Origin of the sequence: Paenibacillus sp. A3M_27_13 (genome assembly GCF_024213315.1) — a bacterium.
Lineage (GTDB): Bacteria > Bacillota > Bacilli > Paenibacillales > Paenibacillaceae > Paenibacillus > Paenibacillus polymyxa_B.
Map to the genome: position 1 here is coordinate 1,022,713 of NZ_JANAVE010000002.1, position 26,151 is coordinate 1,048,863.

The 26,151-nt window shown below is 47.5% G+C and carries 28 protein-coding genes; 26 read left to right on the forward strand and 2 right to left on the reverse strand.

Annotated elements, in window-relative coordinates; genetic code table 11:
* The first annotated feature begins 158 nt into the window (after positions 1-158).
* From NLX82_RS11210 to coaD, 6 genes are all read left to right on the forward strand, one after another.
* Positions 159-1,277 carry an acyltransferase family protein gene (locus NLX82_RS11210; RefSeq protein ID WP_254348081.1) on the forward strand — a complete coding sequence of 373 codons (1,119 nt, stop codon included), beginning with the start codon at positions 159-161 and terminating at the stop codon, positions 1,275-1,277.
* A 171-nt stretch (positions 1,278-1,448) separates the two neighbouring features.
* Positions 1,449-2,081 (forward strand): hypothetical protein, encoded by a 633-nt coding sequence (locus tag NLX82_RS11215; RefSeq protein ID WP_023988153.1) that lies wholly within the window; start codon positions 1,449-1,451, stop codon positions 2,079-2,081.
* Positions 2,074-2,589 (forward strand): accessory gene regulator ArgB-like protein, encoded by a 516-nt coding sequence (locus tag NLX82_RS11220; protein ID WP_068940630.1) that lies wholly within the window; start codon positions 2,074-2,076, stop codon positions 2,587-2,589. Before NLX82_RS11215 ends, NLX82_RS11220 begins: the two co-directional genes overlap by 8 nt.
* Before the next feature lie 5 nt (positions 2,590-2,594).
* Positions 2,595-2,717: a cyclic lactone autoinducer peptide gene (locus tag NLX82_RS11225; RefSeq protein WP_023988155.1), complete on the forward strand. Its 123-nt coding sequence runs from the start codon at positions 2,595-2,597 to the stop codon at positions 2,715-2,717.
* 315 nt (positions 2,718-3,032) lie between these two features.
* On the forward strand, positions 3,033-3,674 hold the full coding sequence (gene rsmD, locus NLX82_RS11230) for a 16S rRNA (guanine(966)-N(2))-methyltransferase RsmD (RefSeq protein WP_254348095.1): 642 nt from the start codon (positions 3,033-3,035) through the stop codon (positions 3,672-3,674).
* Entirely contained in the window at positions 3,667-4,188 is a 522-nt protein-coding gene (coaD, locus tag NLX82_RS11235) for a pantetheine-phosphate adenylyltransferase (protein WP_013309846.1), read from the forward strand. Before rsmD ends, coaD begins: the two co-directional genes overlap by 8 nt.
* On the opposite strand, the gene NLX82_RS11240 is transcribed toward coaD, so the two are convergent.
* Positions 4,151-5,434: a nucleoside recognition protein gene (locus NLX82_RS11240; RefSeq protein WP_254348097.1), complete on the reverse strand. Its 1,284-nt coding sequence runs from the start codon at positions 5,432-5,434 to the stop codon at positions 4,151-4,153. The two genes, coaD and NLX82_RS11240, sit on opposite strands and share 38 nt — an antisense overlap.
* Positions 5,435-5,631: 197 nt before the next feature.
* On the opposite strand from NLX82_RS11240, the gene NLX82_RS11245 reads away from it, so the two are divergent.
* Entirely contained in the window at positions 5,632-6,663 is a 1,032-nt protein-coding gene (locus NLX82_RS11245) for a YlbL family protein (protein WP_254348099.1), read from the forward strand.
* Here NLX82_RS11245 and NLX82_RS11250 read toward each other — a convergent pair.
* Complete coding sequence (locus NLX82_RS11250) at positions 6,653-7,888, reverse strand: nucleotidyltransferase (protein ID WP_254348106.1); 1,236 nt, start codon at positions 7,886-7,888, stop codon at positions 6,653-6,655. The two genes, NLX82_RS11245 and NLX82_RS11250, sit on opposite strands and share 11 nt — an antisense overlap.
* A gap of 355 nt (positions 7,889-8,243) precedes the next feature.
* Between NLX82_RS11250 and NLX82_RS11255 the strand changes: the two genes are divergently transcribed.
* From NLX82_RS11255 to trmD, 19 genes are all read left to right on the forward strand, one after another.
* The gene (locus tag NLX82_RS11255; RefSeq protein WP_023988160.1) at positions 8,244-8,762 is read left to right on the forward strand and encodes a YceD family protein; all 519 of its coding nucleotides are present in this window, start codon (positions 8,244-8,246) and stop codon (positions 8,760-8,762) included.
* A gap of 187 nt (positions 8,763-8,949) precedes the next feature.
* The gene (gene rpmF / locus NLX82_RS11260; RefSeq protein WP_007429979.1) at positions 8,950-9,123 is read left to right on the forward strand and encodes a 50S ribosomal protein L32; all 174 of its coding nucleotides are present in this window, start codon (positions 8,950-8,952) and stop codon (positions 9,121-9,123) included.
* A gap of 282 nt (positions 9,124-9,405) precedes the next feature.
* Complete coding sequence (gene fapR, locus NLX82_RS11265; protein ID WP_007429980.1) at positions 9,406-10,002, forward strand: transcription factor FapR; 597 nt, start codon at positions 9,406-9,408, stop codon at positions 10,000-10,002.
* Positions 9,986-10,978: a phosphate acyltransferase PlsX gene (gene plsX / locus NLX82_RS11270; protein WP_023988161.1), complete on the forward strand. Its 993-nt coding sequence runs from the start codon at positions 9,986-9,988 to the stop codon at positions 10,976-10,978. Before fapR ends, plsX begins: the two co-directional genes overlap by 17 nt.
* An 8-nt stretch (positions 10,979-10,986) precedes the next feature.
* Positions 10,987-11,976 (forward strand): beta-ketoacyl-ACP synthase III, encoded by a 990-nt coding sequence (locus NLX82_RS11275; protein ID WP_023988162.1) that lies wholly within the window; start codon positions 10,987-10,989, stop codon positions 11,974-11,976.
* 81 nt (positions 11,977-12,057) lie between these two features.
* Positions 12,058-13,002 (forward strand): ACP S-malonyltransferase, encoded by a 945-nt coding sequence (fabD, locus tag NLX82_RS11280; RefSeq protein ID WP_069080950.1) that lies wholly within the window; start codon positions 12,058-12,060, stop codon positions 13,000-13,002.
* A gap of 50 nt (positions 13,003-13,052) precedes the next feature.
* The gene (gene fabG, locus NLX82_RS11285) at positions 13,053-13,802 is read left to right on the forward strand and encodes a 3-oxoacyl-[acyl-carrier-protein] reductase (protein WP_025721716.1); all 750 of its coding nucleotides are present in this window, start codon (positions 13,053-13,055) and stop codon (positions 13,800-13,802) included.
* 108 nt (positions 13,803-13,910) lie between these two features.
* Positions 13,911-14,144 (forward strand): acyl carrier protein, encoded by a 234-nt coding sequence (locus NLX82_RS11290; RefSeq protein WP_007429985.1) that lies wholly within the window; start codon positions 13,911-13,913, stop codon positions 14,142-14,144.
* A 228-nt stretch (positions 14,145-14,372) separates the two neighbouring features.
* The gene (gene fabF / locus NLX82_RS11295; RefSeq protein WP_023988165.1) at positions 14,373-15,611 is read left to right on the forward strand and encodes a beta-ketoacyl-ACP synthase II; all 1,239 of its coding nucleotides are present in this window, start codon (positions 14,373-14,375) and stop codon (positions 15,609-15,611) included.
* Between the two features lie 12 nt (positions 15,612-15,623).
* On the forward strand, positions 15,624-16,322 hold the full coding sequence (gene rnc / locus NLX82_RS11300) for a ribonuclease III (RefSeq protein ID WP_013309856.1): 699 nt from the start codon (positions 15,624-15,626) through the stop codon (positions 16,320-16,322).
* Between the two features lie 256 nt (positions 16,323-16,578).
* On the forward strand, positions 16,579-20,148 hold the full coding sequence (smc, locus tag NLX82_RS11305; RefSeq protein WP_053325229.1) for a chromosome segregation protein SMC: 3,570 nt from the start codon (positions 16,579-16,581) through the stop codon (positions 20,146-20,148).
* Between the two features lie 38 nt (positions 20,149-20,186).
* A complete protein-coding gene (ftsY, locus tag NLX82_RS11310) occupies positions 20,187-21,203 on the forward strand; it encodes a signal recognition particle-docking protein FtsY (RefSeq protein ID WP_023988167.1) in 1,017 nt (338 codons plus the stop codon).
* Between the two features lie 162 nt (positions 21,204-21,365).
* Positions 21,366-22,016: a PAQR family membrane homeostasis protein TrhA gene (gene trhA, locus NLX82_RS11315; RefSeq protein WP_023988168.1), complete on the forward strand. Its 651-nt coding sequence runs from the start codon at positions 21,366-21,368 to the stop codon at positions 22,014-22,016.
* Between the two features lie 166 nt (positions 22,017-22,182).
* Entirely contained in the window at positions 22,183-22,551 is a 369-nt protein-coding gene (locus tag NLX82_RS11320; RefSeq protein WP_023988169.1) for a putative DNA-binding protein, read from the forward strand.
* A 52-nt stretch (positions 22,552-22,603) separates the two neighbouring features.
* Positions 22,604-23,980, forward strand: a complete 1,377-nt coding sequence (gene ffh / locus NLX82_RS11325; RefSeq protein ID WP_023988170.1) for a signal recognition particle protein — start codon at positions 22,604-22,606, stop codon at positions 23,978-23,980.
* Positions 23,981-24,045: 65 nt separating this feature from the next.
* Entirely contained in the window at positions 24,046-24,318 is a 273-nt protein-coding gene (gene rpsP / locus NLX82_RS11330; protein WP_013309862.1) for a 30S ribosomal protein S16, read from the forward strand.
* Between the two features lie 23 nt (positions 24,319-24,341).
* On the forward strand, positions 24,342-24,572 hold the full coding sequence (locus NLX82_RS11335; protein WP_013309863.1) for a KH domain-containing protein: 231 nt from the start codon (positions 24,342-24,344) through the stop codon (positions 24,570-24,572).
* 97 nt (positions 24,573-24,669) lie between these two features.
* On the forward strand, positions 24,670-25,185 hold the full coding sequence (gene rimM / locus NLX82_RS11340; protein WP_160789565.1) for a ribosome maturation factor RimM: 516 nt from the start codon (positions 24,670-24,672) through the stop codon (positions 25,183-25,185).
* Positions 25,185-26,003: a tRNA (guanosine(37)-N1)-methyltransferase TrmD gene (trmD, locus tag NLX82_RS11345; protein WP_023988171.1), complete on the forward strand. Its 819-nt coding sequence runs from the start codon at positions 25,185-25,187 to the stop codon at positions 26,001-26,003. Before rimM ends, trmD begins: the two co-directional genes overlap by 1 nt.
* Positions 26,004-26,151: the final 148 nt, after the last annotated feature.

Here is a 26,151-nt window from a genome sequence, read left to right on the forward strand (position 1 = left end):
GAACTGACTATAGCAAGGACAAAATGAACATCTTTTGGCCGCATTTCTTTGCGGTCGGAGGGTGTTTTTTTTGCATAACGGAGATATTTACTTTGTTGATACATTTTGTGTATTATAGATACGAAATGTATCATTCGAGACTGTTATGGAGGGATACGATGCCCGAAGCCAAGGGGAAAATGGAAGATGACAAACTGCAATTTGTAGATACGCTGAGGGCGCTGGCTATTATTGGAGTTTTACTTGTGCATGTCAGCCAGCATGTGGACGGATTAAACGGATGGTTGCAAAAAGGCTTGAGTATAGGAGCTAAAGGTGTCGCTTTATTTTATATGGCCAGCGCTTTTACGCTATTTTTATCCTTGAGCAGACGTTCGGGTGACAAGAGGGAAAGAATTTCAGCTTACCTGTTGCGTCGTTTTTTTCGGATTGCTCCTTTGTATTACGTGATGTTAGGAATCTATTTGGTTGTGAACGGGACAGGTCCACGATTTTGGCTTGGAGATCAGGAGGGAGTCACTGCCACCAATATCACTGCTCATTTCCTGTTTTTGAATGGTCTGAATCCGTACTGGATCAACAGCATTATTGGTGTGGAATGGTCCATTGCGGTGGAATGTATGTTTTATCTGTTTATCCCCCTATTATTTAAGCTGATCCGATCAGTCCGCCATGCGACCTGGTTTGTTGTGATGGCACTTGTGGTAAGCTTCGGGCTAAATACGGTATTTGTTCAATATCCATGGATTAATGATCACTCTTTATGGGGGCACTATCTGTATTTATGGTTTCCGAATCAATTGCCTGTCTTTGGGCTAGGTATATTGTTGTTTTTCATTTGGAAAGACGAGCGGCATTGGAAAAGTATAGACCGGGTCAGTGGAGGTTGGCTGCTGGTTTCTGTGCTATTTGCGTTTTTTGGAGGCATGACCGATTATCTCATGGGTGTCGGGTTGCTGCTGGGAGCGTATGCTTTGTATCACTGGCAGCCGATCTGGCTGCTTAATCGGGTGTGGTCATGGATCGGCCGCCTTAGCTACAGCATGTATTTGACGCATATGCTGGTTCTGGGACTAATCGTACAGGTTAAACTACCTTTTGCTCCCCTAGTCAGCCTCACACTTATGTTTATCATGACGTTGCTATTCACCATCGGACTATCCTGGTTTACCTACTCGTGGATTGAACAGCCCGGCATCCGTTGGGGGAAAAAGCTTATATCACGTATGAAGCCTGTGCACAAGCAGGGAGATTCGGTCAAAGAAAGTGTTGCCTAAGCTGCAACTTGAAGCAGCATCCGATAACATTTGGTTGAAGTGCTTGAATAAATCTATGAAATAATTGAAAAGACCTCTTGAAAAGTAGCTCCCAGCCCTTTATATTCGATGTACATCCAAGTTTTTGAATACACCGATGAGGTTTGTTGGAATTGTAAAGGAGATGCACGCATGCTTTTGAAGCCAATCGGCTTTTTGCTTTTCTCCACGCTTGAGGGAGTAGCTGTTTTTGCACTGATTTTGAGTATTTTTAAAGTTAAAATGACCCCTTATCTATGGCAGGCCATTTTTGTTAACCTGATTATGAATTTGCAAAGTTATATGCTCCGAGAGGAGTTTTCCTTTTCGTATTTGGTGCCTGTCGTTAATATGCTGCTTTTTATTTTTTTACTCGCTACGGTCGTGAAGATTCCGATTGTGTGGTCCGGTATTATGACGGTTACAGGTTATTTTGCATATGCCGTTGTTCAGTCTGTATTCCTAAAAGTCATGTTCGGCAACCTTCCGGTTTCTGAGCTGCAGGATGGGTCCTTGAAGGGCTATCTGCTACAAGTGGTAAGCGCGGCAGTAGGACTGCTTATTTCATTGATGCTGTATCGAAAAGGGATCGGCTTTTCCCCTAATTTCAAGAAGCTAAAGTTCAAAGAGGAATATGGCATTGTCATCACGCTGATTATCCTGTCGCTCATTTCAACTTCTATTGTGCTCTACTATAACGAGGTATGGTTAAATATGATATTTTTTGCACTGGTTTCGGGATTTTTCATCTATTATGCAATCGGAAAGGAATACCGGGATGATTGAAGCGATGGCTTTCAAACTTGCTAACCAGATCAAACGTACTGTGCCTGATCATCCGGCCTCTGTCGCGGTACTTAAATACGCACTTGCTCTCATTCTGAATGCGTCCATGATCATCGTGTTAACACTATTCGCCTCAATCTTCACGGGGCGGATGGTAGAGGCTGTAATGATTCTCGTCGCTTTCGCCCTGCTGCGCCAAATATCAGGAGGCATTCATTTGAAAACGGGCATGGCATGTGTGTTGGTGACCTCAGCAGCTTTTACTTACATATCCTGCATTGCCTTAAATAGTTGGTGGACAAACCTGTTTACCGGAATAGCTCTCATTCTCGTTTTATGTTTTGCCCCGTCCAAAATTGAAAAGCAGTCACGCATTCCAGTACAATTTTATCCCCTCTTGCGACTGTTATCCTCCTTGCTTGTATGTACTAATTTTGTAATCGGTTCCTCTGTAGTGGCTATTGCTTTTTTGGTCCAGAGCCTAACATTGATCCGGGGAAGGAGGTGAGTGGAATGATGAGGAAAATGGTATATGGATTAGCTACATCGTTGTCTATGTTTGCAACATTTGCTGTATCAGTGGCGAGTTACGTGTATGTTTATCAAGGGGATACACCCGAGGAACTGCTGAAATAAACAAAATACCGAAATAGAAAAATGATACATAGAGCTGCTATTAAGCAGCTTCTTTTTATGCAAAAAAAATCAGGCGCTCCATTAAAGAGCGCCCGAATGGGAGAGGAGAAACCGGACGAAGAGCTTATGGGGAAACGTAAGTCTTCTCCGCGGTTGTCTACGACATTGGTTGAATGCCGATATCCTAAGGATGCCCAGGGAATGGTTTTTTATACCTGCCTCATCCTAAGTTTTTCAAACGGCGGTGCATGTGGTACGATAGCGTCATAATCTTATATGGTTATGAACACATATAGAAAATAGGTGAGTTTCAGCGTGAGAGTGGTATCGGGTAGTGCCAAAGGAAGGCCGTTAAAGGCAGTTCCCGGCACAGGGACGCGGCCGACCACGGATAAGGTCAAGGAAGCGCTATTTAGCATGATAGGTCCTTATTTTGATGGGGGAGTCGCACTTGATCTGTTTGCTGGCAGTGGTGGCCTGGGTATAGAGGCGCTTAGCCGGGGAATGGACAAGGCTGTTTTTATTGATATGGAATCCAAAAGCATTGATGTCATTAAAGAAAATTTGCGAAAAACTGGATTGGAAGGACAGGCTGAAGTGTTCCGCAATGATGCCGGACGAGCGCTCAAGGTGCTGGCAAAACGTGGAGCTCTTTTTGATGCTGTTTTTCTGGACCCACCCTATCGTCTCAAACACGGAGATGAATTAATGAGCCGTATGGCTGAGTTGAACTTGCTTCGTTCAGATGCAATCATCGTGCTGGAGTATGAATCGGGACATGAATATCCGGAAGGCTTCGGGCCGTTCGAACAGGTCAGAAAAGCAGTTTATGGTGAAACGGCGTTATCTATTTATCATTTTGCAGCCGATGTTTTGTCGGATGTCGTAGAACATACAGAAGCCGGAGGGGTCAAATTCGGCATCAGCGAATCAGACGGGGAGGACCATCATGATTGAGCACAAACCACGTATTGCTGTATATCCGGGAACTTTTGATCCCGTGACGATGGGGCATCAGGATATTATTCAAAGAGCAGCCAGACAGTTTGATCTATTGATTGTCGCGGTTCTTAACAATATTAGTAAAAATCCGCTGTTTTCACTTGAGGAACGAATGGAGTTACTGCGAACGGTAACTCGCGATATCCCGAACGTTGAAGTGGACAGCTTCCGTGATCTGACAGCTAATTATGTACGTCAAAAAGGGGCCCAGGTTATTGTCAGAGGAATTCGGTCGGTGACTGATTTTGAATATGAGCTACAATTAGCCTCTACAAATCATAAGCTGAACCCGGATGCGGAAACGATCTTTATGATGACCAATCCAGCTTATTCATATCTGAGTTCCAGTATGGTGAAGGAAATTGCGCATTTTGATGGCAAGGTTGTAGATCTGGTGGCACCGGAGGTGGAAGACGCACTGCGTGCGAAGGTCAACGCGAATCGTGGCGGCTCCACCATGAAGTCATAAAGGAAAAGGCCAGCAGGGTAACTATAATTGTACCTAGCAGTGCAATGGACAGTACGGTTAGTTGCCAGGGGTACATAGATGTTCCTTCAATTTGTGTTAATAAGCCGCTGGCTCCGGCCATGACAGGATGCGTGGCGGATTCATTTACGTTTTCCGCAAAAGAAGACACAGAACTGCGACTGACGTAAGCGGGAGTTGTATTGCTGAAGATGCGGCTAAGCGGGACCCATGTCGCCAAGGTAAGTCCAAAAGCAATGATCCCATGGAGCACTCGTGACAGGGTGAAGGTGATGCCCTTGTCGGAAGGCCTGGTGACGGCGGTAATTTGAAGCCAGCCGCACAGGCCCCCCCAGCCCAACACAGCACTAATCAGGGCTGCTTGTGTACGGAGATCAAAGGGCAGACGGCTGATTTCATAGGAACCCAGATGGATTTCCATCCAGGCAGGCCATATGAAAGAAAGCGATCCTTGGCCTGTATATATGGACAGCAGTCGAATCAGTACGGAAAAGAAAATAATGAATCCACCTGTCACCATCAGCGTCTGTACAGCATGGGATACGGTTTCGCCCAACAGTTTTCCGAAACTGCGGCCGTCCCGTTCTCTGGCAGAGCGGGTAGCTTCCCATGCGGATCGGATCAGGGAGGGAGAAGTACGGGAAACTGAGGTGCGCCGGAGGGCAGCTGGCGTTTCCCGTTTTTGCAATTCTTTGGACGGTACAGGTAGTCTGGCTGTGATCCAGCCTGCCAGCAGCCCGGAAATCCAGTGAACGGCAAGTAACATCACACCTGCGGCAGCATTGTGCAGTAGCCCTGTCCCGATGACGAGCAGGATGGTAATCGGATTGCAGAAATGAGCGATAGCGGTTAGACGTCGAAGCTGAAACGCGGTCATATCCTCCTGTTGTGCCCATTGGCGCACTGCTTCCGCAGCAGCCGGGAATCCTGCGGTCAGGCCGAGGGCCAACACCCAGCCGCTTCGCCCGGGTAGACGGAACCAGAATCGCATAAACGGCTCCAGCAGGACACCTAGTCCATGTACTAGACCAAAGGCGATGAGCATTTCGGACAGCATCAAAAAAGGCAACATGGCCGGGAAAATAATACTCCACCATAGCTTAAGGCCTTGAGTAGAGGCTTGAAATACTTTTTCTGGTGAGGCGACAACAGCCAGTACAAGTAAAATGGCTCCAAGGCCAAGCAGTACGGTTGTCCAATAAGGAGCGGAATGGGCTTCCTTTTGCATCAAAGAATTCACCTCTCATAAATATACTAAGGAGAGTAGGATGCTGTCTCCAGCGTTTATTCACGTTCGTTGTCTTGGGATAGGTTGTTCGTATACGTTGTCGTAAACAATGTATGCTTTTTCGGAAGGCTTGAGAACAGGTGGCGTAGAGGCACTTGGGTAAGATAGGAGAAGTTAGGCTGTAAGGGGGAGAAGCTATGAAACGAATAAACCGGAAAAGAGCTTTTTTTACAACCGGTTATGTCTTAACGCTGGCTGCAATGGTCTATGTGCTGGTCTATATGCCAACCCCTTATCTGATCTATGGACCAGGTGGGGCAAACGAGATCAAACCGATGGTTAGAGTCCAGGAGGGTGACAGCGTCGAACGGGGGACTTTTATGATGACGACGGTATCGGCGCGTTATGCCAATGTTATCATGTTGGGCCTGTCCAAGTTGGACCGCAATTCGGAGATTCAACGCAAAGAGGATCGTCTGCATGGAAGAAGTGAAGACGAATATGCGGCAGAGCAGGTATGGTATATGGGGGATTCCCAATCTTCCGCAATGGAGGCTGCATACACCCGTGCCCATGTCCCCTATCGGATTGTGCCAGATTACGTGTATGTATTTAAGGTCCCGGGATCGAACAGCGTGTTCCAGCCTGGAGATGAAATATTGGAGCTGAACGGAGTGAGGGTGACCGATAATCGTTCCATTCGGAAGGCTTTGGAGGACGAAAAACCGGGAACAATGGCTAAAGTGAAGCTAAAGCGTGATGGAAAGTTGCTGACCGTGCAAGCTCCCTTAACGACCATCAAGGACAGTGAGACGGGCAAGCAACGTTCTGGATTTGGCGTCAGTATTGCCACGGTACAGAAGGTACAGCCGAAGGATGGACGTAAAACGATTCATTTTACATCTACGGATGTTGGCGGTCCTTCGGCAGGTTTGATGTTTACCATGGAAATCTATAACCAACTGACACCAGGTGATCTGAGTAAGGGATATCGTGCAGCCGGTACGGGTACTATTGATAAGGACGGTCAGGTTGGAGCGATTGGTGGTGCAAAGTATAAAATAGTTGCTGCTGACCGTCAGGATGCGGATTTGTTTTTCGTCCCTGCAGATAATTATAAAGAGGCGAAGGCCAAAGCTGAGCAAATTGGAACCCGGATGAAGCTTGTTCCGGTTCGCAAGCTTGGCGATGCGCTGAATTATATGGAAAAGCTGCCCATCAAACCATAATGGGCGGTCGCAAGTAATCAGCATACATGTCGCGGATGGCGGGACGTGGCATCCCGGCTGCGTGTATGGTGGCTGCGGCTGTATCCCAGTCCAGCTGAGGATGTGATCCGGCAGACAGCTTGACCCATACCGGAAGGGTGGCTGTCTGCTTCATGCGTGCCAGCAGCTCGCGTCCAGCCCTGTTAAAGCCGAGCACACGGATATAGCCCGGACCTTTCGCCAGCTCAGCAGGAGTCATATCGGTTTTGGCATGATTCAGCAAAATATGTGTACACATCCGCTGAAGCTTCGTACGAGTATAGCGCCTTGTCTTGATCGCGGCGAGCAGGGCCTCCACAGAAGGCTGGGGGAGCGTGTACAGCGATTGCCGCAGACGATGCTCCAGCCCTTCGGTGACCTCGTGCAGCTCCGCCAGCTGCTGCGGGCTACGTGTGATCAGAGCGTTCAGCAGCGGCTGGCTGAACGCTTCCCAATGCAACGGCGCGCGTTCGGCTTGCCACTCGCGCCGCAAAATCTCTAGTGTCGCTGCAGGTATGTACGGCGACGCGGCCTCCGGCCCGCCGTCCAGCAGCAGACGGCGGATGGCCGTGGCGCTGGCGATGACTCCGTCTGCAGGCGCCACGGCTTCGTGGTAGCCCGATCCCGTGCGGGCTACCGTGAAGGGCTTGATTGTGCTGCCCAGTCTTTCCAGCGCAATCAAGTAATGCAGCCCCAACGTATTGTTGGGCTGCTGCATGAGGGCGGCGAGCGCAGCGCCGTCCGCTCCTTCGGCCGCGAGCGCGGCTGCGGCTCCCGCGTAGGCAGCGGGATAGCTCGTGCCGCTGCTCAGGCGCTGCGCGATGCCGGCCTTGAGCTCGGCCGGCTCTGCCGCCAGCACGCGGGCCAGCGCGCGCAGCGGGGCGATGTCTCCGCTCTCGCTACCGAAGCAGAGCGCATCGACGATGCCCATCGCATGGAGCAGGGCGACCGCTCCGCGGGCAAACCATTCTGCAGGCTGGACGGCATAGGCCACAGGCAGCTCCAGAACCAGGTCCACACCCATGGCGAGTGCCATTTCGGTGCGGGACCATTTGTCTGTAATCGCGGGTTCACCCCGCTGAAGGAAAGGGCCACTCATCACAGCCACTGTGCGCTGTGCACCAGTGATGCGAAGAGACTCCTCCCAGTGATGGACATGTCCGTTATGCAGAGGATTGTACTCTACAATCATACCGAGTGTTTTCAAGACCGTATGTCGGCTCCTTTCTTAAAGTAACTTATTGGGTAACTATTTTGATAATAATGGTTAAGTACCCGTGAATGATTGTTTTCAGGGCAGCTATACCGTTTTTCATCGTCGGCATGAACAAGACCATTGAGACCTGAACGAAAAAGCTTTATACTCGCATTATTGTACACGAAGAGTGGCGGGGGTACGAATACTCATCGGTACATGTTTAGCACAATGCATTTTTGCTTCTGCATAAAACTTGTCGAACCATTGGAAAACCGGTGGATTTGTGAGTGGTGTAAAGTGAAAGGTGTTGACAAACGACTCGATCAGTCGGTATAATAATTTTTGTTTGTTTGGAGTGATAGTGATGCAACTATTTTTTCGCAAAGTAGCAACAAGTGACGGTCCTTTTCCTATCCGTGAATCTCTTAATGTGAGTGAATTGGTGGATGATCGTGCTGATGTTACGGCCGTTTCCCCGCTGGAGACCGACTTGGTCGCCGTTAGTCTGGGTCAAGGCTTGATGAGCGTGGAAGGCACGTTGACCGCAGGTCTGGACATGCTGTGTTCACGCTGTTTAAGCCCGATGCACGAGGATTTAAAGATTGAATTCCGTGAACGGTTCAAGCAAACCTCTTCGAGTGTTGAAGAGGAGGATGAAGATGGCGATTTTATCGCAGTGACGGAGGACTCCTTCGACATTGCACCGTATTGTGAAGAACTGTTTGTACTGCATGTGCCGTTTGCGCCTTTGTGCAGTGAGGATTGTCAGGGAATCGCACCAAAGACCGGACAAAACTGGAGTATTGGCTCCGATGACAGTAACGATGGCGATACGGAAAAGATTGATCCGCGTCTGGCAGGGCTTAAGGATTTTTTTAAATGAGAATTGAGTTCAATTCTGAAAAATCATCATCCGCTTGTGCCGGAGAGTTACTGAACCGATGCGTGGATGTTGCAGGCTTGATTCACCGGCTGTAAGATAATTGCTTCTGACATTTTCTTTCAGTCTTGAATGAGATAAGAAGTCATACCCGCTATGCGGGGGTGATCTGGTTAAGGAGGTGGGAATAATGGCAGTACCTCAACGGAGAACATCCAAAACTCGTCGCGACAAACGTCGTACTCACTTTAAACTGGCAGTACCAGGTATGGTGAAATGCTCCGAATGCGGCGAATTGAAACTTGCTCACCATGTGTGCAAAGTTTGCGGAACGTACAAAGCTAGAGAGATCATCTCTCAATAATGTCCGATAAGCGGATTCTTTGGAATCTTCGCAGGAAGAGTAGCGCTTCACTTCAGTGAGGCGCTACTTTTTTTTGTCTGCATGCTTCCTTTTTACGTCAGCATGCTATATACTGTTTTAGTACCAGGTTCTAAGAAAGAAGGGCCGAAGAGGTTCCTTTATACATACAAGAAGACAAATCGGCTTGAAGTTTCGCCGTTAGAAAGTGAAGTGAAGTAACCCGAACTGTCGTCTGAACGACAGTTTATTGTAGGGAAAGGAGGCGTCACTGACATCGAACGTTTGCCGAAGAGACAGAGACAGCAGCGGCTGACTCAATTAATTGATGATAATCCGTTCGTAACGGATCAGGAATTGACAAGACAGCTGAAGGTAAGTATTCAGACTATTCGGCTGGACCGGATGGAACTGGGAATCCCAGAATTGCGGGAACGGCTAAAGCTGATGGCTGAGCGCTCCTACGACCAGGTTCGTTCCTTGCCTTTGCATGAAGTGATCGGGGATATCGTTGATCTACAGTTGGATCGAAGCGGTATTTCGATTTTTGAGATTAAAGAGGAACATATTTTTTCGCGTACTGGCATTGCGCGGGGGCATTATGTATTTGCCCAGGCCAATTCATTGGCCGTTGCCGTGATTAATGATGAGATAGCATTGACTGCGTCAGCGGATATACGCTTTGTCCGCCCGGTTCATTTAGGTGAGAAGTGCATTGCCAAGGCATATGTACGCTCAAATCCAGAACAAAAAGGGAAGGCTAAAGTGGAAGTCTTTGCCTACGTAGGAGAAGAAATGGTGTTCCAAGGCAACTTTGTCATTTATCGCTCCACGGAGGAAGAGTATAGCGAAGGAGGAAGTCAGCATGCGGATCGCCATTGATGCCATGGGGGGAGATAATGCTCCTGAGGCGACAGTAGAGGGCGCGCTATCTGCGGCAGCGGAATGGAAGGATACGGACATTACGCTGGTTGGTGACCTGGAACGAATTGAATCGGTTCTGAACGGTAGGGCGTTGCCGACGAACCTCAGCATTCGCCATGCATCCGAAATGATAGATGCGCAGGACGAGCCTGTAAAGGCAGTGCGCCGTAAAAAGGATGCCTCGATGGTCGTAGCTGGTCGAATGGTCAGAGAAGGCGAAGCGGATGCCATGATATCCGCAGGTAATACAGGCGCGCTAATGACCACAGGGTTGCTAGTGGTTGGAAGAATGGAGGGCATTGAACGTCCGGCTCTCGCGCCGATGATACCAACGATAGATGATCAGGGTATTCTAGCGCTGGACTTGGGAGCCAATATGGATGCCAAGCCTGAGCATCTTGCCCAGTATGCACTGATGGGGAGCTTGTATCGTCAGAAAGTTCACGGTGTGTCTTCTCCAAGGGTGGGTCTGCTAAATGTGGGGACCGAAGCTGGGAAGGGCAATGAACTGACGAAGTTGGCATATCCACTTATTGAGCAGTTACCTGTCAATTTTGTGGGTAATGTTGAATCGAGAGATGTGTTAACCGGGAATTGCGATGTACTGGTGTGCGATGGATTTGCTGGAAATATCATGCTAAAATCGCTAGAGGGTACAGCCGGAGCCATATTTTCTCTCTTAAAAGAGCAATTCACCAAATCCTTGAAGACCAAGCTTGCGGCAGCCTTGATTATGCCTGAGCTTCGCAGTCTGAAAGGTAAATTGGATTATAAAGAGCATGGCGGGGCTCCTTTGCTGGGTTTGAGTGGACTCGTCCTGAAAAGTCACGGTTCGTCTGACGGCGTTGCCGTCAAAAATGCGGTAAGGCAGGCTCGTACGGCCTTGCAAAACCGATTGGTAGAAAGTATATCCAAGGAAATCAGCAGGAAGTGAGTGACGATATGAATAAATTACGGCCGGTTGGTGTTATCGGAACAGGGAAATACGTACCTGAGAAAATTCTGACCAATAAAGATTTGGAAGCAATCGTAGAAACAAGTGATGAATGGATTGTCAGCCGTACAGGGATTCAGGAGCGCCATATTGCGGCTCCAGAGCAGGCTACATCTGATTTAGCTTATGAAGCAGCAATTAAGGCGTTGGAGTCCGCGGGTATGACGGCACAGGATCTGGATTTAATTATTGTAGCTACGGTTACACCGGATATGGCGTTTCCGTCAACTGCCTGCATTCTTCAGGACAAATTGGGAGCCAAAGGCGCAGCAGCTTTCGATTTGTCTGCGGCATGCTCGGGTTTTGTATACGGACTGGCTACGGCAACGAGCTTCATTAAGACAGGTATCTATAATAATGCATTAATCATTGGGGCAGACTGTCTTTCTCGGATTACAGATTATACCGACCGCAATACCTGTGTTCTATTCGGAGATGGTGCAGGAGCTGTAGTGATTGGTGAAGTGCCTGAAGGTAGAGGATTCCAATCCTTTGATCTCGGGGCTGAGGGTGCCGGAGGCAGCTTACTCAAGTTGGAAGCAGGAGGCTCGCGTTTGCCTGCGAGTGCAGACACACTGGAAAATAAACAGCACTATATTTACATGAACGGACGCGAAGTGTTCAAGTTCGCGGTTCGTGTTATGGGAACGGCAACGGTCGATGTGTTGGAAAAAGCAGGGCTGTCCAAAGATGATATTGATCTGTTCGTTCCGCATCAAGCCAATGTTCGCATCATCCAATCGGCGATGCAACGTCTGGATTTACCAGAGGAAAAGGTAGTTGTTAATGTTCATAAATATGCGAATACATCGGCAGCATCAATCCCTCTCGCTCTTGTGGAAGCAGCTGAGGAAGGCCGCATGAAGGAAGGCGACCGTGTATTAATGGTGGGCTTTGGCGGTGGCTTGACCTGGGGAGCGTCGGTTCTTGTCTGGTAATAAAATGGAAGTTTTGATATAATATTGAATTTGTGTAGTGTTTTACAGGACAAGCATTGGATACAGAGAGGTGCATACACGATGGGCAAAACGGCATTTATATTTCCCGGTCAGGGTTCACAAGCTGTAGGTATGGCTAAAGATGCTTATGAAGCAGTTCCAGCTGCAACAGAAGTATTTCGCCAAGCGGACGAACGGTTAGGGTTCGCACTAAGCACACTGATTTTTGAAGGGCCGGACACAGCTTTGAAGCAAACATCCAATACGCAGCCTGCATTGTTAACGGCGAGCATTGCGTTGTATGAAGCGTTCAAGGAAAAAATGGGCATTCATCCCGATTATGTGGCTGGACACAGTCTAGGAGAATACAGCGCGCTAGTCGCTTCCGGTGTCCTCGCATTTGAGGATGCGGTTGAAATTGTTCGTACACGTGGCGAGTTCATGGAGCAGGCCATTCCTGATGGGCAAGGCGGGATGGCTGCTGTGTTGGGAGCTGATCGTGAAGCATTGGCAGCATTGTGCCGTGATATTACAGAGTCTGGTCAACTGGTCGAACTAGCCAACATCAATTGTCCTGGACAAATTGTTGTATCTGGTACGAAGGAGGGCGTAGCTGCTGTCGCTGAACGTGTGAAGGAAGCAGGAGGCAAGCGCGCTATTACTCTGGAGGTTAGCGGTCCTTTCCACTCGTCACTGATGAAGGAAGCAGCGATCAAGCTCTCCGGCAAGTTGGGGGCTGTAACTTTCTCCAAAGCTCAGGTTCCGGTTGTTGCCAATGTAACAGCTAAACCTGTACGTGAGGGGAGCGAAATTCGCCAACTGTTGGTGGATCAGGTCTATTCTCCGGTACTGTGGGAAGACAGTGTAGCATGGCTACTAGAACAAGGTGTTGACACCTTTGTTGAGTTTGGACCGGGAAGTGTATTGACTGGACTGGTTAAAAAAATCGACAAAACGGTTAAGCTGTATAATATAAGCAGCCTGGAGTCGTTTGCTTCTGTAACGGAAGCCTTGGAGGCCCGTTAAAAGTATAATCATTGCCTTAACGGGTTATATACTTGCAAGGGGGGACTATGATGTCTAAGCCATTGAGTGGAAAAACGGCGCTCGTTACAGGAGCGTCGCGCGGAATTGGCCGTAGTATTGCGTTGGCGCTGGCTGAAGCAGGTGCTAATGTGGCGGTAAACTATGCTGGTAGTGAGGCGGCTGCGACTGAGGTAGCAGAGCAGATTCGTGCCAAAGGTGTAGAGGCTATTACAGTTCAGGCTAATGTCGGTCGCGCTGATGAAGCGGATCAGTTGATCAAGGATGTGATTGGCGCTTGGGGCAAGATTGACATCCTGGTGAATAATGCCGGCATAACAAGAGATAATTTAATCATGCGCATGAAGGAAGAGGAATTCGATCAGGTGATCGAAACGAATCTGAAGGGTGTGTTTAATTGTCTTAAGGCGGCAACACGTCCAATGATGAAGCAGCGTTCTGGCCGAATTATCAATATCTCATCCGTGGTCGGTGTACTTGGCAACGCAGGACAAGCCAACTACGTTGCTGCTAAAGCAGGGGTAATTGGTCTTACCAAATCCTCTGCTCGAGAGCTTGCTTCGAGAGGTATTACAGTGAACTGTGTGGCTCCTGGATTCATCGATACTGAGATGACGCAGGTGCTGGCTGATGATTTGCGTGACAATATGCTGAGCGGTATTCCGCTGGCCCGTCTTGGACGGCCTGAGGAAATTGCTGACGTGGTGCTGTTCTTGGCCTCGGATGCTTCCTCATATATGACGGGCCAGACTTTGCATGTGGATGGCGGCATGTATATGTAGTAGCATGTTGCCAATCCGCATGCCCCGATGAAGAGTTGTCAATGAATACTCTCTTCTATGGCATTTTAATTGTAATTTTCGTATAATACCTAAGAGGAGGTGAGCCGGATGTCCGATGTATTGGAGCGCGTAAAACGCATTGTCGTTGACCGTTTGGGAGCCGACGAAGCCGAAGTTACACTTGAAGCATCTTTTAAAGATGATTTAGGCGCTGATTCTCTCGATGTAGTTGAATTGGTAATGGAATTGGAAGATGAGTTTGATATGGAAATCTCTGATGAAGATGCAGAGAAAATTACAACTGTAGGTGAAGTTGTGAAGTACATACAATCTCATACCTAATTCATGTCATCAAAAGTCCCGTTCTGTTACAGGCGGGACTTTCTCCTAATTATACAGATTGAACTAAAGACGGAATTGCCGTGTGTTTTTGAGTCTGGCTCAGCTTCACTTAGTCAAAGGCTGAGAAGTATGCGGCATTACTAACTTTAGTTGATTCTATATTATTTTTACGCACAAGAGTGTGCGGTCTTAAAATACAATATGCAGTAGACATAGAGGTGATTATCTTTGAAACAACGTGTTGTCATAACAGGAATGGGTGTAATCACTTCGCTGGGACAGGATTTGAACACACTATGGGATAATCTGATGGCTGGAAAATCCGGCGTCAGTGAAATCGAAGCTTTCGATACAAGTGAGTACACTACGAAAATAGCCGCTTCCATTAAAGATTTTAATCCAGAGGATTATATTGAACGTAAGGATGCGCGTAAAATGGACCGCTTTGTGCAGTTTGCGGTTGCTGCTAGTAAATTGGCGCTTGAGGACAGCGGACTTGTAATCGGAGAAAATGCGGATGCTGAGCGTGTTGGTGTATCTGTCGGTTCCGGTATTGGCGGATTGGGAACTTGGGAGGATCAGCACAACGCACTGATTGAAAAAGGACCTAAACGCGTAAGCCCTTTCTTCATCCCGATGATGATTGCTAATATGGGTTCCGGTCAAGTGTCGATTTCACTCGGTGCTAAAGGCCCCAATACATCACCAGTTACGGCTTGTGCCACGGGCAGTCATGCTATTGGTGATTCCTTCCGCATGATTCAGCGTGGTGACGCAGACGCCATGATTTGCGGAGGAGCTGAGGCGACTATTCGTCCGATTGGTATGGCTGGATTTTGTTCCATGCGAGCAATGTCCACGCGTAACGACGAGCCTGAAAAGGCAAGCCGTCCTTTTGATACCGAAAGAGACGGGTTTGTTATGGGCGAAGGCTCTGGTGTTCTTATTCTAGAATCGTTGGATCATGCTTTGAAGCGTGGTGCGCGTATTTACGGTGAAGTGATTGGCTACGGTCTTTCTGGCGATGCCCATCATATGACGGAGCCTGATCCAGAGGGAGCAGCACGCTGCATTAGAATGGCGATCCGTGATGCTGGATTGAATCCTGAAGAGATTGATTATATCAATGCACATGGTACATCTACGCCAGTCGGTGATAAATCCGAAACGGAAGCAGTCAAGAAAACGCTGGGAGAGCATGCCTATAAGGTAGCGATCAGCTCAACTAAGTCGATGACAGGGCATTTATTGGGTGCAGCGGGCGGCGTTGAAGCCGTGATCTGTGGTCTCGCCCTTCAGCATCAGACGATTCCGCCAACGATTAATTTGGATAATCAAGACCCGGCATGCGATCTTGATTATGTACCTAATAAGCCGAGAAAAGCGGAACTGAATGTGGTTATGTCCAATTCCTTTGGTTTTGGCGGTCACAATGCTACGGTTATTCTAAAAAAATATGAAGCATAAGGGGTCAGTTCGTTGAGTGGAGACTTGAAGCAATTACAGCAGAAACTTCATATTCAATTCAACAATCGGCAGCTTCTGAAGCAGGCCTTTACGCACGCTTCCTACGTAAACGAACATCGGTTCAGTCAGCATGCAGACAATGAGCGTCTTGAATTTTTAGGTGACGCTGTTCTGGAACTGACGGTGTCCGAGCAATTGTACAATCAGTACCCTAACCGACCCGAAGGCGAACTCACCAAGCTGCGTGCAGCTATTGTCTGTGAGCCTTCTCTGGTGAAGTTTGCTGTCGGGCTTGAGTTTGGGCAATATGTACTGCTTGGAAAAGGTGAAGAGTTGACAGGTGGACGTACTCGTCCGGCTCTGTTGGCTGATGTATTCGAAGCGTTCGTAGGTGCGCTTTATTTGGATCAGGGTCTGGAGGCCGTCCGTTCGTTTCTGGAACGTTATATTTTTCCTCAAATTGTATTAAACGGTAAGCTTCAGATGAGTGATTTCAAAACAGAGCTTCAGGAACTGACGCAGCATCATAACATGGGGATGCTTGAATACAAGATTGTAGAGGAGCGCGGACCAGCCCATGAGCGCGAGTTTGTAGCTGAAGTATATATGGACAGCGAACGGCTAGGGGCAGGTACAGGACGCTCCAAAAAAGAAGCTGAGCAGCAAGCGGCGGCAGTAGCTTTAAACCGTTTGAAGCTGGCAGAATCGTAATCGGTACCTGAGCAGCCCGGACGGGTTACGCAAGCAAGGGACACAAAGTAAGAGCAAAGGGCAGTCCGCGGGGAGTCCCGGCCCGTAATGGCGAATGGACTGCGTTTTGCTCTTTTTTCGTGGCTTTGCTGGTGTAATGTGAGTGTCGGTACTGTGCTTTATACAAGCTAGTTTATGCTACAATAGGGATAATTCATATCAATCAGGTGTACGGTGTTGTACAAGCATATTTGAAATGTTAGAGGTGAGATTGAGCATGTTTTTAAAGCGCATTGAGCTGGCGGGCTTCAAATCGTTTGCAGATAAAACGGAAATGGAATTTGTCCGCGGCATTACGGCAGTCGTCGGACCCAACGGAAGCGGAAAAAGTAATATTTCTGACGGGATTCGTTGGGTGCTTGGCGAACAGAGTGCCAAATCACTGCGTGGCGGCAAAATGGAGGACATTATTTTTGCGGGTAGTGATGCTCGTAAGGCTGTTAATTACGGTGAAGTATCGCTTACGTTGGATAATGAAGATCAGGCGTTGCCTCTGGATTTTGGTGAAGTCACGGTAACGCGACGTGTACATCGAAGTGGGGATAGTGAATATTTCATTAATCGGCAATCATGCAGACTCCGAGATATTACAGAGCTGTTTATGGATACAGGGATTGGTAAAGAAGCTTATTCAATTATTGGACAGGGACGCATCGAAGAAATTCTGAGTACCCGATCTGAGGATCGTCGAGGTATTTTTGAGGAAGCCTCGGGTATCGTAAAGTATAAATCGCGTAAAAAAGATGCGGTTCGCAAGCTGGATGAAACGGAGCAAAATTTACTGCGTATTCACGATTTGGTTAGTGAACTGGAGGATCAGATTGGACCGCTTAAGGAGCAGTCTGAAAAGGCGATTCATTTTAAAGAGCTGCGCGGTGAATTGAAATCCAAAGAAATTTCAATGTACGTCCATCAAATTGAACAAATTCATACTTCGTGGAGCGATGCGACTTCCAAACTAGCTTTGCTGCAGCAGGAGCAGCTTCAGTTGTCTACGGTGGTGTCCCGCCACGATGCGATGCTGGAAAGTGACCGCAACGAATTACGCCAGCTGGAGGAGCAAGTAGAGCGGTTGCAAAGGGATCTGCTGCAATACAGTGAAGCGACGGAGAAAAGTGAAGGCTACGGCGAATTGCTCAAAGAGCGCACACGCAATCTGGAGGCTAATCGGGAACAATTGATCTTATCACTTAGCACAAGCGAATCACGGCATTCCGAGCGCAGGAGTGAACTGGATCAACTGAACGAAAAGCTGTCTGCACTGAATGTAGAGCTTGACGAGTTGCGTGGGCGGCTGTCTGACGAAGAGGCCAAACTGATTGGTGTTACAGGCGGAATCAGCCAGGAGCAGGAAGAAAGCCTAAAGGGTGGTCTGCTGGAGCTGATGAATCAAATGGCACAGGCCCGTAACGAAATTCGTTATACAGACCAACAGAAGGAAGCATTGGAACGGCGTGTGACTCGCGTAAGTGACGAATCCGGCAAATGGGAAGCCCAGAAAGTACAGCTTGAACAGCGCAAAAAGGGATTGGAAGCTGCTGTTCAGAAGCTAGGGCAGGAAATCAGTAGTTTGCGTAGTGGCTATATTCAGGGAAGTGAAAAGTACCAAGCCCTGCAAAAACTTCTGGAAGAAAACCAGGGTACGGTTCGTAAATGGGAACAAAAACGAGAGGCTCTAATTTCACGGCGAGATACGATGAAGGAAATGCAGGATGACTTTGACGGCTTCATGCTTGGAGTTAAAGAGGTATTGAAGGCTGCACGAAAAGAAACCTTGCACGGTGTACATGGAGCGGTAGCGGAGCTGATTCGGGTGCCTGAGCATTTAGAGCAGGCGATGGAGACCGCTTTGGGTGCTTCAGTTCAGCATATCGTGATGGAAAATGAATCCGTATCCAGACAGGCGATCAGTTTTCTAAAGCAACGTCAACTGGGCAGAGCGACATTTTTGCCTATGGATGTTATCCGCCCGCGTCAAATCGGTGCGGGGGAACGCCAAATTGCAGAAGGCGCTGAAGGCTTTGTCGGGATCGGTGCAGATCTTGTTCAGTATGATGATCGATATGCCGGAATTGTAGGCAGTCTCTTGGGGAATGTGGTCATTGCCCGTACGTTGGAAGATGCAAACCGTATTGCGGCCCGTTGCCAATATAGATACCGCGTGGTCACTTTGGAAGGCGATGTTGTCAATGCAGGGGGTTCCATGACTGGGGGAAGCCAGTTCAAGAAAAATGCTAATCTGCTTGGACGTAAACGTCAGCTGGATCAGTTGGATCAAGACATTGTAGATACGGAGCAGCAAATTGCAAGGTTGCGCCAGAGTGCAATAGATACCAAACGCCAGCTGGAGGAGACACAGACCCGTCTGGACGAGTTGCGTCAGGGCGGCGATGTGAAGCGCGGTGAAGAGCAGCAGATGGCAATGGAGCTCAAGCAACTGGAGCATGAACTTCGTCATGTTCTGGAGCAGGTCGCTGCGTCTGGTCAGGAGAAAAAGGGCTTTGATCAGGAAATCAAGGAGCTGGAAACTTCCCGTGAAGAAGCGTTGGTAAAGTTGGCTGCGCTGGAGGAAGAAGAGAAGAAAACGCATCAGGCCATTCACGCTGCCGAATTCGCCCGTAAAGCCAACGAATCTGCCAAAGAGCAGCTGCAGGGAGAGCTCACGAATCTCAAGGTAAGAGAAGGAAAGCTGGACCAGGAGCGCTTTTCATTGGAAGAGCAGCTGCGCAGATTGCGTGGGGATTATGATACTCTTGGTAAGGATTCGAGACAAAACAAAACCTTGCTTGCTTCCATCGAAGCGGATTTGCTGACCAATGAGCAGGAGACCGTGAAACAGATTGAAAATCTCAATCAATACCGTTTGAAAAAGGAAGAAGCCGCACAGCAACTGGAATTCAAGCGGGCTGCACGCAGCAGCTTGTCCAAAAAGCTGGAAGTGGCTGAGAACGACACGAAAGAACAGCGAATTCAGCTTAAGTCAGTGGAGGAGTTGCTTCGTCAAACGGAAATTGGAGTAAATCGACTTGATGTGGAACTGGAAAATGTTCTGAAAAAATTAAGTGATGATTATGAACTCAGCTATGAGTTAGCCAAGCAGCGTTACCCTATACCTGAAGATATTGAAGGTACGCAGAGTGAGGTAGAAAGGCTCAAACGTGGTATTTCCGCGTTAGGTGAGGTGAATCTAGGCGCCATTGAGGAATACCAGCGTGTGCATGAGCGTTATACGTTTCTTGATGAGCAAAAGTCTGATTTGGTGGAGGCCAAGACAACGCTTTATCAGGTTATTCGTGAAATGGATGAAGAAATGTCCAAACGCTTTAAGACTACATTCGATGCTATTCGGCGCGAATTTGGAACGGTATTCTCCAAGCTGTTCGGAGGCGGACGTGCTGATCTCGTGCTGCTTGACCCGGAACGCTTGCTGGAGACGGGAATCGACATCGTAGCTCAACCACCGGGCAAAAAACTGCAAAACTTGCAGCTACTGTCGGGCGGTGAGCGTGCGTTAACAGCGATGGCGTTACTATTTGCCATTTTACACGTTAAACCTGTTCCATTCTGTGTACTCGATGAAGTAGAGGCTGCATTGGACGAAGCAAACGTGGTGCGTTTTGCCCAGTATTTACGAGAATTCTCGGAGCAGACACAGTTCATTGTAGTCACACACCGCAAGGGCACAATGGAGGAATCTGATGTGCTGTACGGGGTTACGATGGAGGAAGGCGGGGTTTCCAAACTCGTATCTGTCAAGCTGGACAACGATGAAGCTGAGATTGCCTGACATTAAATAACATACTTTCAGACCAACGGAGGGAATCCATGAGTTTCTTTAGGAAATTGAAGGAAAGCATTGCAAACAAAACTGAATCTGTCACAAAACAGTTCAAAGATGGTTTGGAAAAAACACGTAAAGGTTTTGTTGAAAAAGTAACGGACTTGATGATTCGCCGTAAAAAGATTGATGAGGAATTTTATGAGGAACTGGAAGAAATTCTGATCGGAGCAGACGTAGGCGTCAACACGGTTATGAACCTCATTGAAGACCTGCGAGAAGAAGTGAAAAAGCGCAAAATCGAGGACGCATCCGAGTTACAGCCTGTATTGTCGGAAAAGCTGTCCGAGTTGCTGCGGGGTAATGACAATAGTCAGCTCAAAATGAGTCCTGACGGGATTACAGTCATTTTATTCGTGGGAGTCAATGGCGTCGGCAAAACAACAACCATTGGCAAGTTAGCTCACCGTTTTAAACAAGAGGGCAAAAAAGTATTGTTGGCTGCTGGGGATACGTTCCGCGCGGGTGCGATTGAACAGTTGGAGGTATGGGGCGAACGGGCAGGTGTAGAGGTTATTAAGCAGCAATCCGGTTCCGATCCGGCTGCGGTTATGTTTGATGCCGTACAGGCTGCCAAGCAGCGTAAAGTGGATGTTTTGTTGTGTGATACCGCAGGACGTCTTCAGAATAAAAGCAATCTAATGGAGGAACTGAACAAAATTTTCCGTGTGATTCAACGCGAAATTCCAGATGCTCCACATGAAGTGTTGTTGGTACTTGATGCGACGACTGGACAAAATGCACTTAACCAAGCCAAGCTGTTTGGTGAGAAAAGCGGTGTAACCGGGCTGGTACTAACGAAGTTGGATGGTACAGCGAAGGGCGGGATTGTTGTGGCCATACGTCAGGAGCTGAATTTGCCTGTTAAGCTGGTGGGCTTAGGTGAAAAAGTGAATGATCTTCAACCGTTTGATTCCGAGCAATTCGTTCATGCGTTGTTTGCGGGGTTGATTCAGGAAGAGACGGTCGAAGCAACTGCTACAGGCGAGGAAGAACAGAACTGATACGTTTAAAGTAGGCTTTCATGCTACGTTTGGGACTAAGTAGCCATCCTGTTGCTGCTCAAGTTCGCCCAGATGTATAATGAAAGCAAGAAGTCTGTCGATGCCGTATATGTAATGTATCTTGTATGTAAAATATAAATCAGGAAGCCGGGTGAAAAACCGATGGCAAACACCTATACCTACTCCCGACGGGAAGAAGTAGCCAACGCCATTACACATGGAATTGGAGCCGTTTTAAGCGTAGCAGCGCTTGTGTTGCTCATTGTTTTTGCTAGCATGAAAGGAACCACTTGGCATGTCGTCAGCTTTACGATTTACGGGATTACGATGTTGCTGTTGTACACCAATTCAACGTTGCTTCATAGCCTGCGTGAAGGGAAAATGAAAGATTTGTTCGAAATATTCGATCATTCTTGCATTTACCTGTTCATTGCAGGCAGCTACACCCCGTTTATGCTCGTTGCACTGCGAGGTACTATGGGATGGACACTGTTTGGAGTGATTTGGGGGATTGCACTGTTTGGTGTGTTGTTCAAGGCGTTTTTCACCAAGCGCTTTCTGTTTATGTCTACCGTGTTTTACATTGTGATGGGCTGGCTCATCACCATTGCCTGGAATCCTCTTGTTGCGACTGTTCCCGCCGGAGGGATGACGTTATTGTTCGTAGGTGGTCTAATGTATACGTTGGGCACGATTTTCTATGTGTGGCGGGCATTTCCATATCACCATGCGATCTGGCATCTGTTTGTTTTAGCAGGCAGCATACTTCATTTTCTGGCTGTTCTGCTGTATCTTACTCCAGTAAGGGTTTAAGTAACAGTGGGCAAAAAGCCGATCCGTACTTCCGTTTAAGGGCAGTGGATCGGCTTTTTTTTGTATGACAAGGGATAACGCTTGACATCTTCTTTTCTTTTATGTATCATAAGGAACGTTGAAAAGAACTGTAAAGTGTTTTTCCTTGACGATGGAGGTATACAAGATGAGTCAGGAGAATCGGCTGGAAAAGACAAACCGGATTAACCGACTGTTTGACTTCTATGAACCTCTGCTTACAGAGAAGCAACAGATGTTTTTAAAATATTACTTCCATGATGATTTTTCTTTAGGGGAAATTGCATCGGAATTTCAAATTAGCCGTCAGGCAGTGTATGAACATATTAAACGTGCTGAACAGGTATTGGAAATGTACGAGGAAAAGCTTGGTTTGCTAAGTAAGTATGAGCGTAGAATCCAAGATCTCGAAGAATTAAATAAGACGTTGTATGAGGCATTCGGTAAAATCGGTGAGTCCGATGAAGGCACTCTGCAACATGTCCATCAAATTGTAAATCGCCTGCAGGAATTGTAGGACATATAGATATAAGAACAAACAACCCTGGTAGACAAGGAGGTGCGAAAGTATGGCATTTGAAGGATTATCGACTCGCTTGCAAAATGTATTCAGTAAACTGCGCGGTAAAGGAAAAGTGTCTGAGGATGATGTAGCTCAGGCGATGCGTGAAGTACGATTAGCTTTGCTTGAGGCGGACGTTAACTTCAAGGTTGTAAAGGACTTTATTGCCAAGGTAAAGGAGAAATCCGTTGGTAAGGAAGTGATGGACAGCTTTACGCCAGGCATGGTCATCATCGACATCGTGAACAAGGAACTGACCGAGTTGATGGGTGGCAGTCAGGCCAAGCTTGCCAAAGCAAACAAACCGCCTACGGTCATTATGATGGTGGGTCTCCAGGGCGCAGGTAAGACGACGACGTCTGGTAAACTGGCGAAATTGTTGCAAAAGCAAAATCATCGTCCATTGCTTGTAGCTGGTGATATTTATAGACCAGCCGCGATCAAGCAACTTCAGGTTCTGGGGGAGCAGATTAATACTCCTGTATTTACACTGGGAGATCAGACAAGCCCGGTAGAAATTGCGAAACAGGGTTTGCAGCATGCTAAGGATAATGGTAATGACTACGTTATTATAGATACTGCGGGTCGTCTTCATGTTGATGAAGAGCTCATGGAAGAGTTACGCCAGATTCATACCAACGTCAACCCGGATGAAGTTCTACTGGTTGTAGATAGCATGACGGGGCAGGACGCGGTTAACGTTGCAGAGCACTTTAATAGTAGCTTGGAGTTGACGGGAGTTGTACTGACGAAGCTGGATGGTGACACTCGTGGTGGTGCAGCTTTATCAGTTAAGGCTGTGACGGGATGCCCGATCAAGTTTGCTACATTGGGTGAAAAGCTGGATGCGATGGAGCCGTTTCATCCTGAACGGATGGCTTCACGGATTTTAGGCATGGGTGACATGTTGTCCCTGATTGAAAAAGCGCAGTCCAATATCGACGCCGATAAGGCGAAGGAAATGGAACGTAAAATGCGTAATGCCGAGTTTACTTTTGAAGATTTTCTGGAGCAAATGGATCAAGTTAAGAAGCTTGGTCCAATCGACCAGATTCTTGATATGATTCCCGGTATGGGCAACATGAAGCAAATGAAAGATATCAAAGTGGATGACAAACAGATGGGCCGGATTGAGGCTATCGTTCATTCTATGACCACACAGGAAAAGCAAAACCCAGACATGATTAATCATAGCCGACGCAAACGTATTTCTGTAGGCAGTGGAACATCACTGGCTGAGGTAAATCGTCTGATAAAGCAATTTGACGAAATGCGTCGCATGATGAAGCAGTTCTCAGATATGATGGGACCTAAGGGTGGCAAAAACAAGGCTATGAAGCAGCTGAAGAGTATGGGTAAAGGTATGAAGTTTCCTTTCCGCTAAGGCCGTTAGGCCCTTGGAATTATGGGATAACAATATAGTCTACTTTTTGAAGGAGGTGAATTTTCGTGGCAGTTCGTATTCGTCTGAAACGTATGGGTGCACATAAAGCTCCTTTCTATCGCGTCGTGGTATCTGATTCTCGTTCCCCGCGTGACGGTCGTTTTATCGAAGAAATCGGTTACTACAACCCAATCACAGTACCAGCGGTTGTAAAAATTGATGAAGATAAAGCGCTGAAATGGTTGCAAGATGGTGCACAAGCATCCGACACAGTCCGTAACTTGCTTAGCAAAGCGGGCGTAATGAAAAAGTTTCATGAATCTAAACTACAGAAATAAGGTGCTGATACGGAGGGTCAACCATGGAAGAATTAGTGATAATCATTGCTAAGGCTTTAGTCGATCATCCGGAAGATGTAACCGTGAAGACCTTGGAGAAGGATCGGCTTGTTGTATATGAGCTTAGTGTGCATCCTGAGGATGTAGGCAAAATCATTGGTAAGCAGGGTCGTATCGCCAAGGCGCTTCGCACTGTGGTTGCATCAGCAGCCGTTAAGATGGATAAACGGGTTACCGTAGACATCATATCTTAAAGATATACGAAAGTGGGTTAGGATGTATGTCCTAACCCTTTTTCGTACATGATGAAGATGATATGGAGCGGGACCGATTACAAGCAGGAGGAACACGATGCAACAATTGTTTAATGTCGGAAAAATTGTGAACACCCATGGAATCCGTGGGGAGCTTAAAATATTAACGACGACAGATTTCCCAGAAGATCGTTTTGCTAAAGGTAGTGAGCTTTTGATTGTTCCGGCGGAAGGTAAAGCACCGATCCCCGTAACTGTTGAAACAGCGCGTTTTCAAAAAAATATGGTTGTCGCTAAATTTAAGGAATATCACAATATTAATGAAGTCGAAAAATATAAAGGTACATTGTTGAAGGTATCTGCTGAGCGGTTAGGTGAATTGGAAGAAAATGAATTCTATTTTCATGAAGTAGTCGGCATGGAAGTGGTGACCGAAGACGGAAATGAGCTCGGCGTGGTCAAAGAAATTTTGACTCCGGGAGCCAATGATGTATGGGTAGTCAAAATGCCTAAAGGCAAGGAACTGCTATTGCCGTATATAGAGGATGTTATTTTGAATGTAAACGTGCGTGAAAAACGGGTTACGGTACGGTTAATGGAAGGTCTGCTGTAATGAGAGTGGATGTGCTAACCCTGTTTCCAGAGATGTTTGATGGAGTATTTAATGCAAGCATTCTGGGAAAAGCAAGGGATAAGGGAATTGTATCACTGCAAGCGGTTAATTTTCGTCAGTATGCTGGCAACAAGCATGGACAAGTGGATGATACGCCCTATGGCGGTGGGGGCGGCATGGTTTTGAAGCCTGACCCTATTTTTGCTGCGGTGGAAGCGCTGTTGGATAAATCAGAGCAACCAACATTAGAGACAGCCGATGAAGTTATCCAACATGAAGGGGTAGAACGTAACACAGACATAAAATCTCCGCGTATCATTTTGATGTGTCCACAAGGCGAGACTTTTACGCAAAAGAAAGCGGAAGAGCTGGCCAAAGAGGACCATCTTATTTTTATATGTGGGCATTATGAGGGTTATGATGAGCGTATTCGAGAGTATTTGGTGACGGATGAGCTTTCTATCGGAGATTATGTATTGACTGGTGGTGAGCTTCCAGCCATGACCGTCATTGACAGTGTGACACGGTTGCTACCAGGAGTGCTGGGGAACGAAACGAGTGCGGTAACGGACTCGTTTAGTACGGGGCTGCTGGAGTACCCCCATTATACCCGGCCTGCGGAGTTTCGGGGCTGGAAAGTACCCGATGTACTCCTGTCAGGGCATCACGTCAATATTGATTCTTGGAGACGCCAAGAGGCCTTACGTCGCACGATGGAACGCCGACCAGACCTGTTGGAACAGGCTGAACTGACAGGCAAGGAGCGCATGTGGATTGAGGAGCAGCGCAAATCTGACTGTTTGGGGGATAAGCAATAAAGCGCCTTAGACATGAGTGGATTTGAAAGCAGGCGGTGACCTGTTTTATAATGGAGTCAATTAAATAATGTTTGGTCAAATCCCTTTTTGTTGTTGCAATGCGGTATCCTCCATGATACAATACATCTGTTGTGTGTAATACGGTGGT

What these genes read in the sequence shown, in the direction of transcription:
- NLX82_RS11245 (WP_254348099.1), top strand. Translation starts at nt 5,632, where the DNA reads ATGAAACGAATAAACCGGAAAAGAGCTTTTTTTACAACCGGTTATGTC.
- NLX82_RS11275 (WP_023988162.1), top strand. Translation starts at nt 10,987, where the DNA reads ATGAATAAATTACGGCCGGTTGGTGTTATCGGAACAGGGAAATACGTA.
- NLX82_RS11255 (WP_023988160.1), top strand. Translation starts at nt 8,244, where the DNA reads ATGCAACTATTTTTTCGCAAAGTAGCAACAAGTGACGGTCCTTTTCCT.
- NLX82_RS11220 (WP_068940630.1), top strand. Translation starts at nt 2,074, where the DNA reads ATGATTGAAGCGATGGCTTTCAAACTTGCTAACCAGATCAAACGTACT.
- coaD (WP_013309846.1), top strand. Translation starts at nt 3,667, where the DNA reads ATGATTGAGCACAAACCACGTATTGCTGTATATCCGGGAACTTTTGAT.
- ffh (WP_023988170.1), top strand. Translation starts at nt 22,604, where the DNA reads ATGGCATTTGAAGGATTATCGACTCGCTTGCAAAATGTATTCAGTAAA.
- plsX (WP_023988161.1), top strand. Translation starts at nt 9,986, where the DNA reads ATGCGGATCGCCATTGATGCCATGGGGGGAGATAATGCTCCTGAGGCG.
- rpmF (WP_007429979.1), top strand. Translation starts at nt 8,950, where the DNA reads ATGGCAGTACCTCAACGGAGAACATCCAAAACTCGTCGCGACAAACGT.
- NLX82_RS11335 (WP_013309863.1), top strand. Translation starts at nt 24,342, where the DNA reads ATGGAAGAATTAGTGATAATCATTGCTAAGGCTTTAGTCGATCATCCG.
- smc (WP_053325229.1), top strand. Translation starts at nt 16,579, where the DNA reads ATGTTTTTAAAGCGCATTGAGCTGGCGGGCTTCAAATCGTTTGCAGAT.
- NLX82_RS11290 (WP_007429985.1), top strand. Translation starts at nt 13,911, where the DNA reads ATGTCCGATGTATTGGAGCGCGTAAAACGCATTGTCGTTGACCGTTTG.
- trmD (WP_023988171.1), top strand. Translation starts at nt 25,185, where the DNA reads ATGAGAGTGGATGTGCTAACCCTGTTTCCAGAGATGTTTGATGGAGTA.
- NLX82_RS11225 (WP_023988155.1), top strand. Translation starts at nt 2,595, where the DNA reads ATGATGAGGAAAATGGTATATGGATTAGCTACATCGTTGTCTATGTTT.
- trhA (WP_023988168.1), top strand. Translation starts at nt 21,366, where the DNA reads ATGGCAAACACCTATACCTACTCCCGACGGGAAGAAGTAGCCAACGCC.
- NLX82_RS11320 (WP_023988169.1), top strand. Translation starts at nt 22,183, where the DNA reads ATGAGTCAGGAGAATCGGCTGGAAAAGACAAACCGGATTAACCGACTG.
- NLX82_RS11210 (WP_254348081.1), top strand. Translation starts at nt 159, where the DNA reads ATGCCCGAAGCCAAGGGGAAAATGGAAGATGACAAACTGCAATTTGTA.
- rimM (WP_160789565.1), top strand. Translation starts at nt 24,670, where the DNA reads ATGCAACAATTGTTTAATGTCGGAAAAATTGTGAACACCCATGGAATC.
- fabD (WP_069080950.1), top strand. Translation starts at nt 12,058, where the DNA reads ATGGGCAAAACGGCATTTATATTTCCCGGTCAGGGTTCACAAGCTGTA.
- fabG (WP_025721716.1), top strand. Translation starts at nt 13,053, where the DNA reads ATGTCTAAGCCATTGAGTGGAAAAACGGCGCTCGTTACAGGAGCGTCG.
- NLX82_RS11215 (WP_023988153.1), top strand. Translation starts at nt 1,449, where the DNA reads ATGCTTTTGAAGCCAATCGGCTTTTTGCTTTTCTCCACGCTTGAGGGA.
- ftsY (WP_023988167.1), top strand. Translation starts at nt 20,187, where the DNA reads ATGAGTTTCTTTAGGAAATTGAAGGAAAGCATTGCAAACAAAACTGAA.
- NLX82_RS11240 (WP_254348097.1), bottom strand. Translation starts at nt 5,434, where the DNA reads ATGCAAAAGGAAGCCCATTCCGCTCCTTATTGGACAACCGTACTGCTT.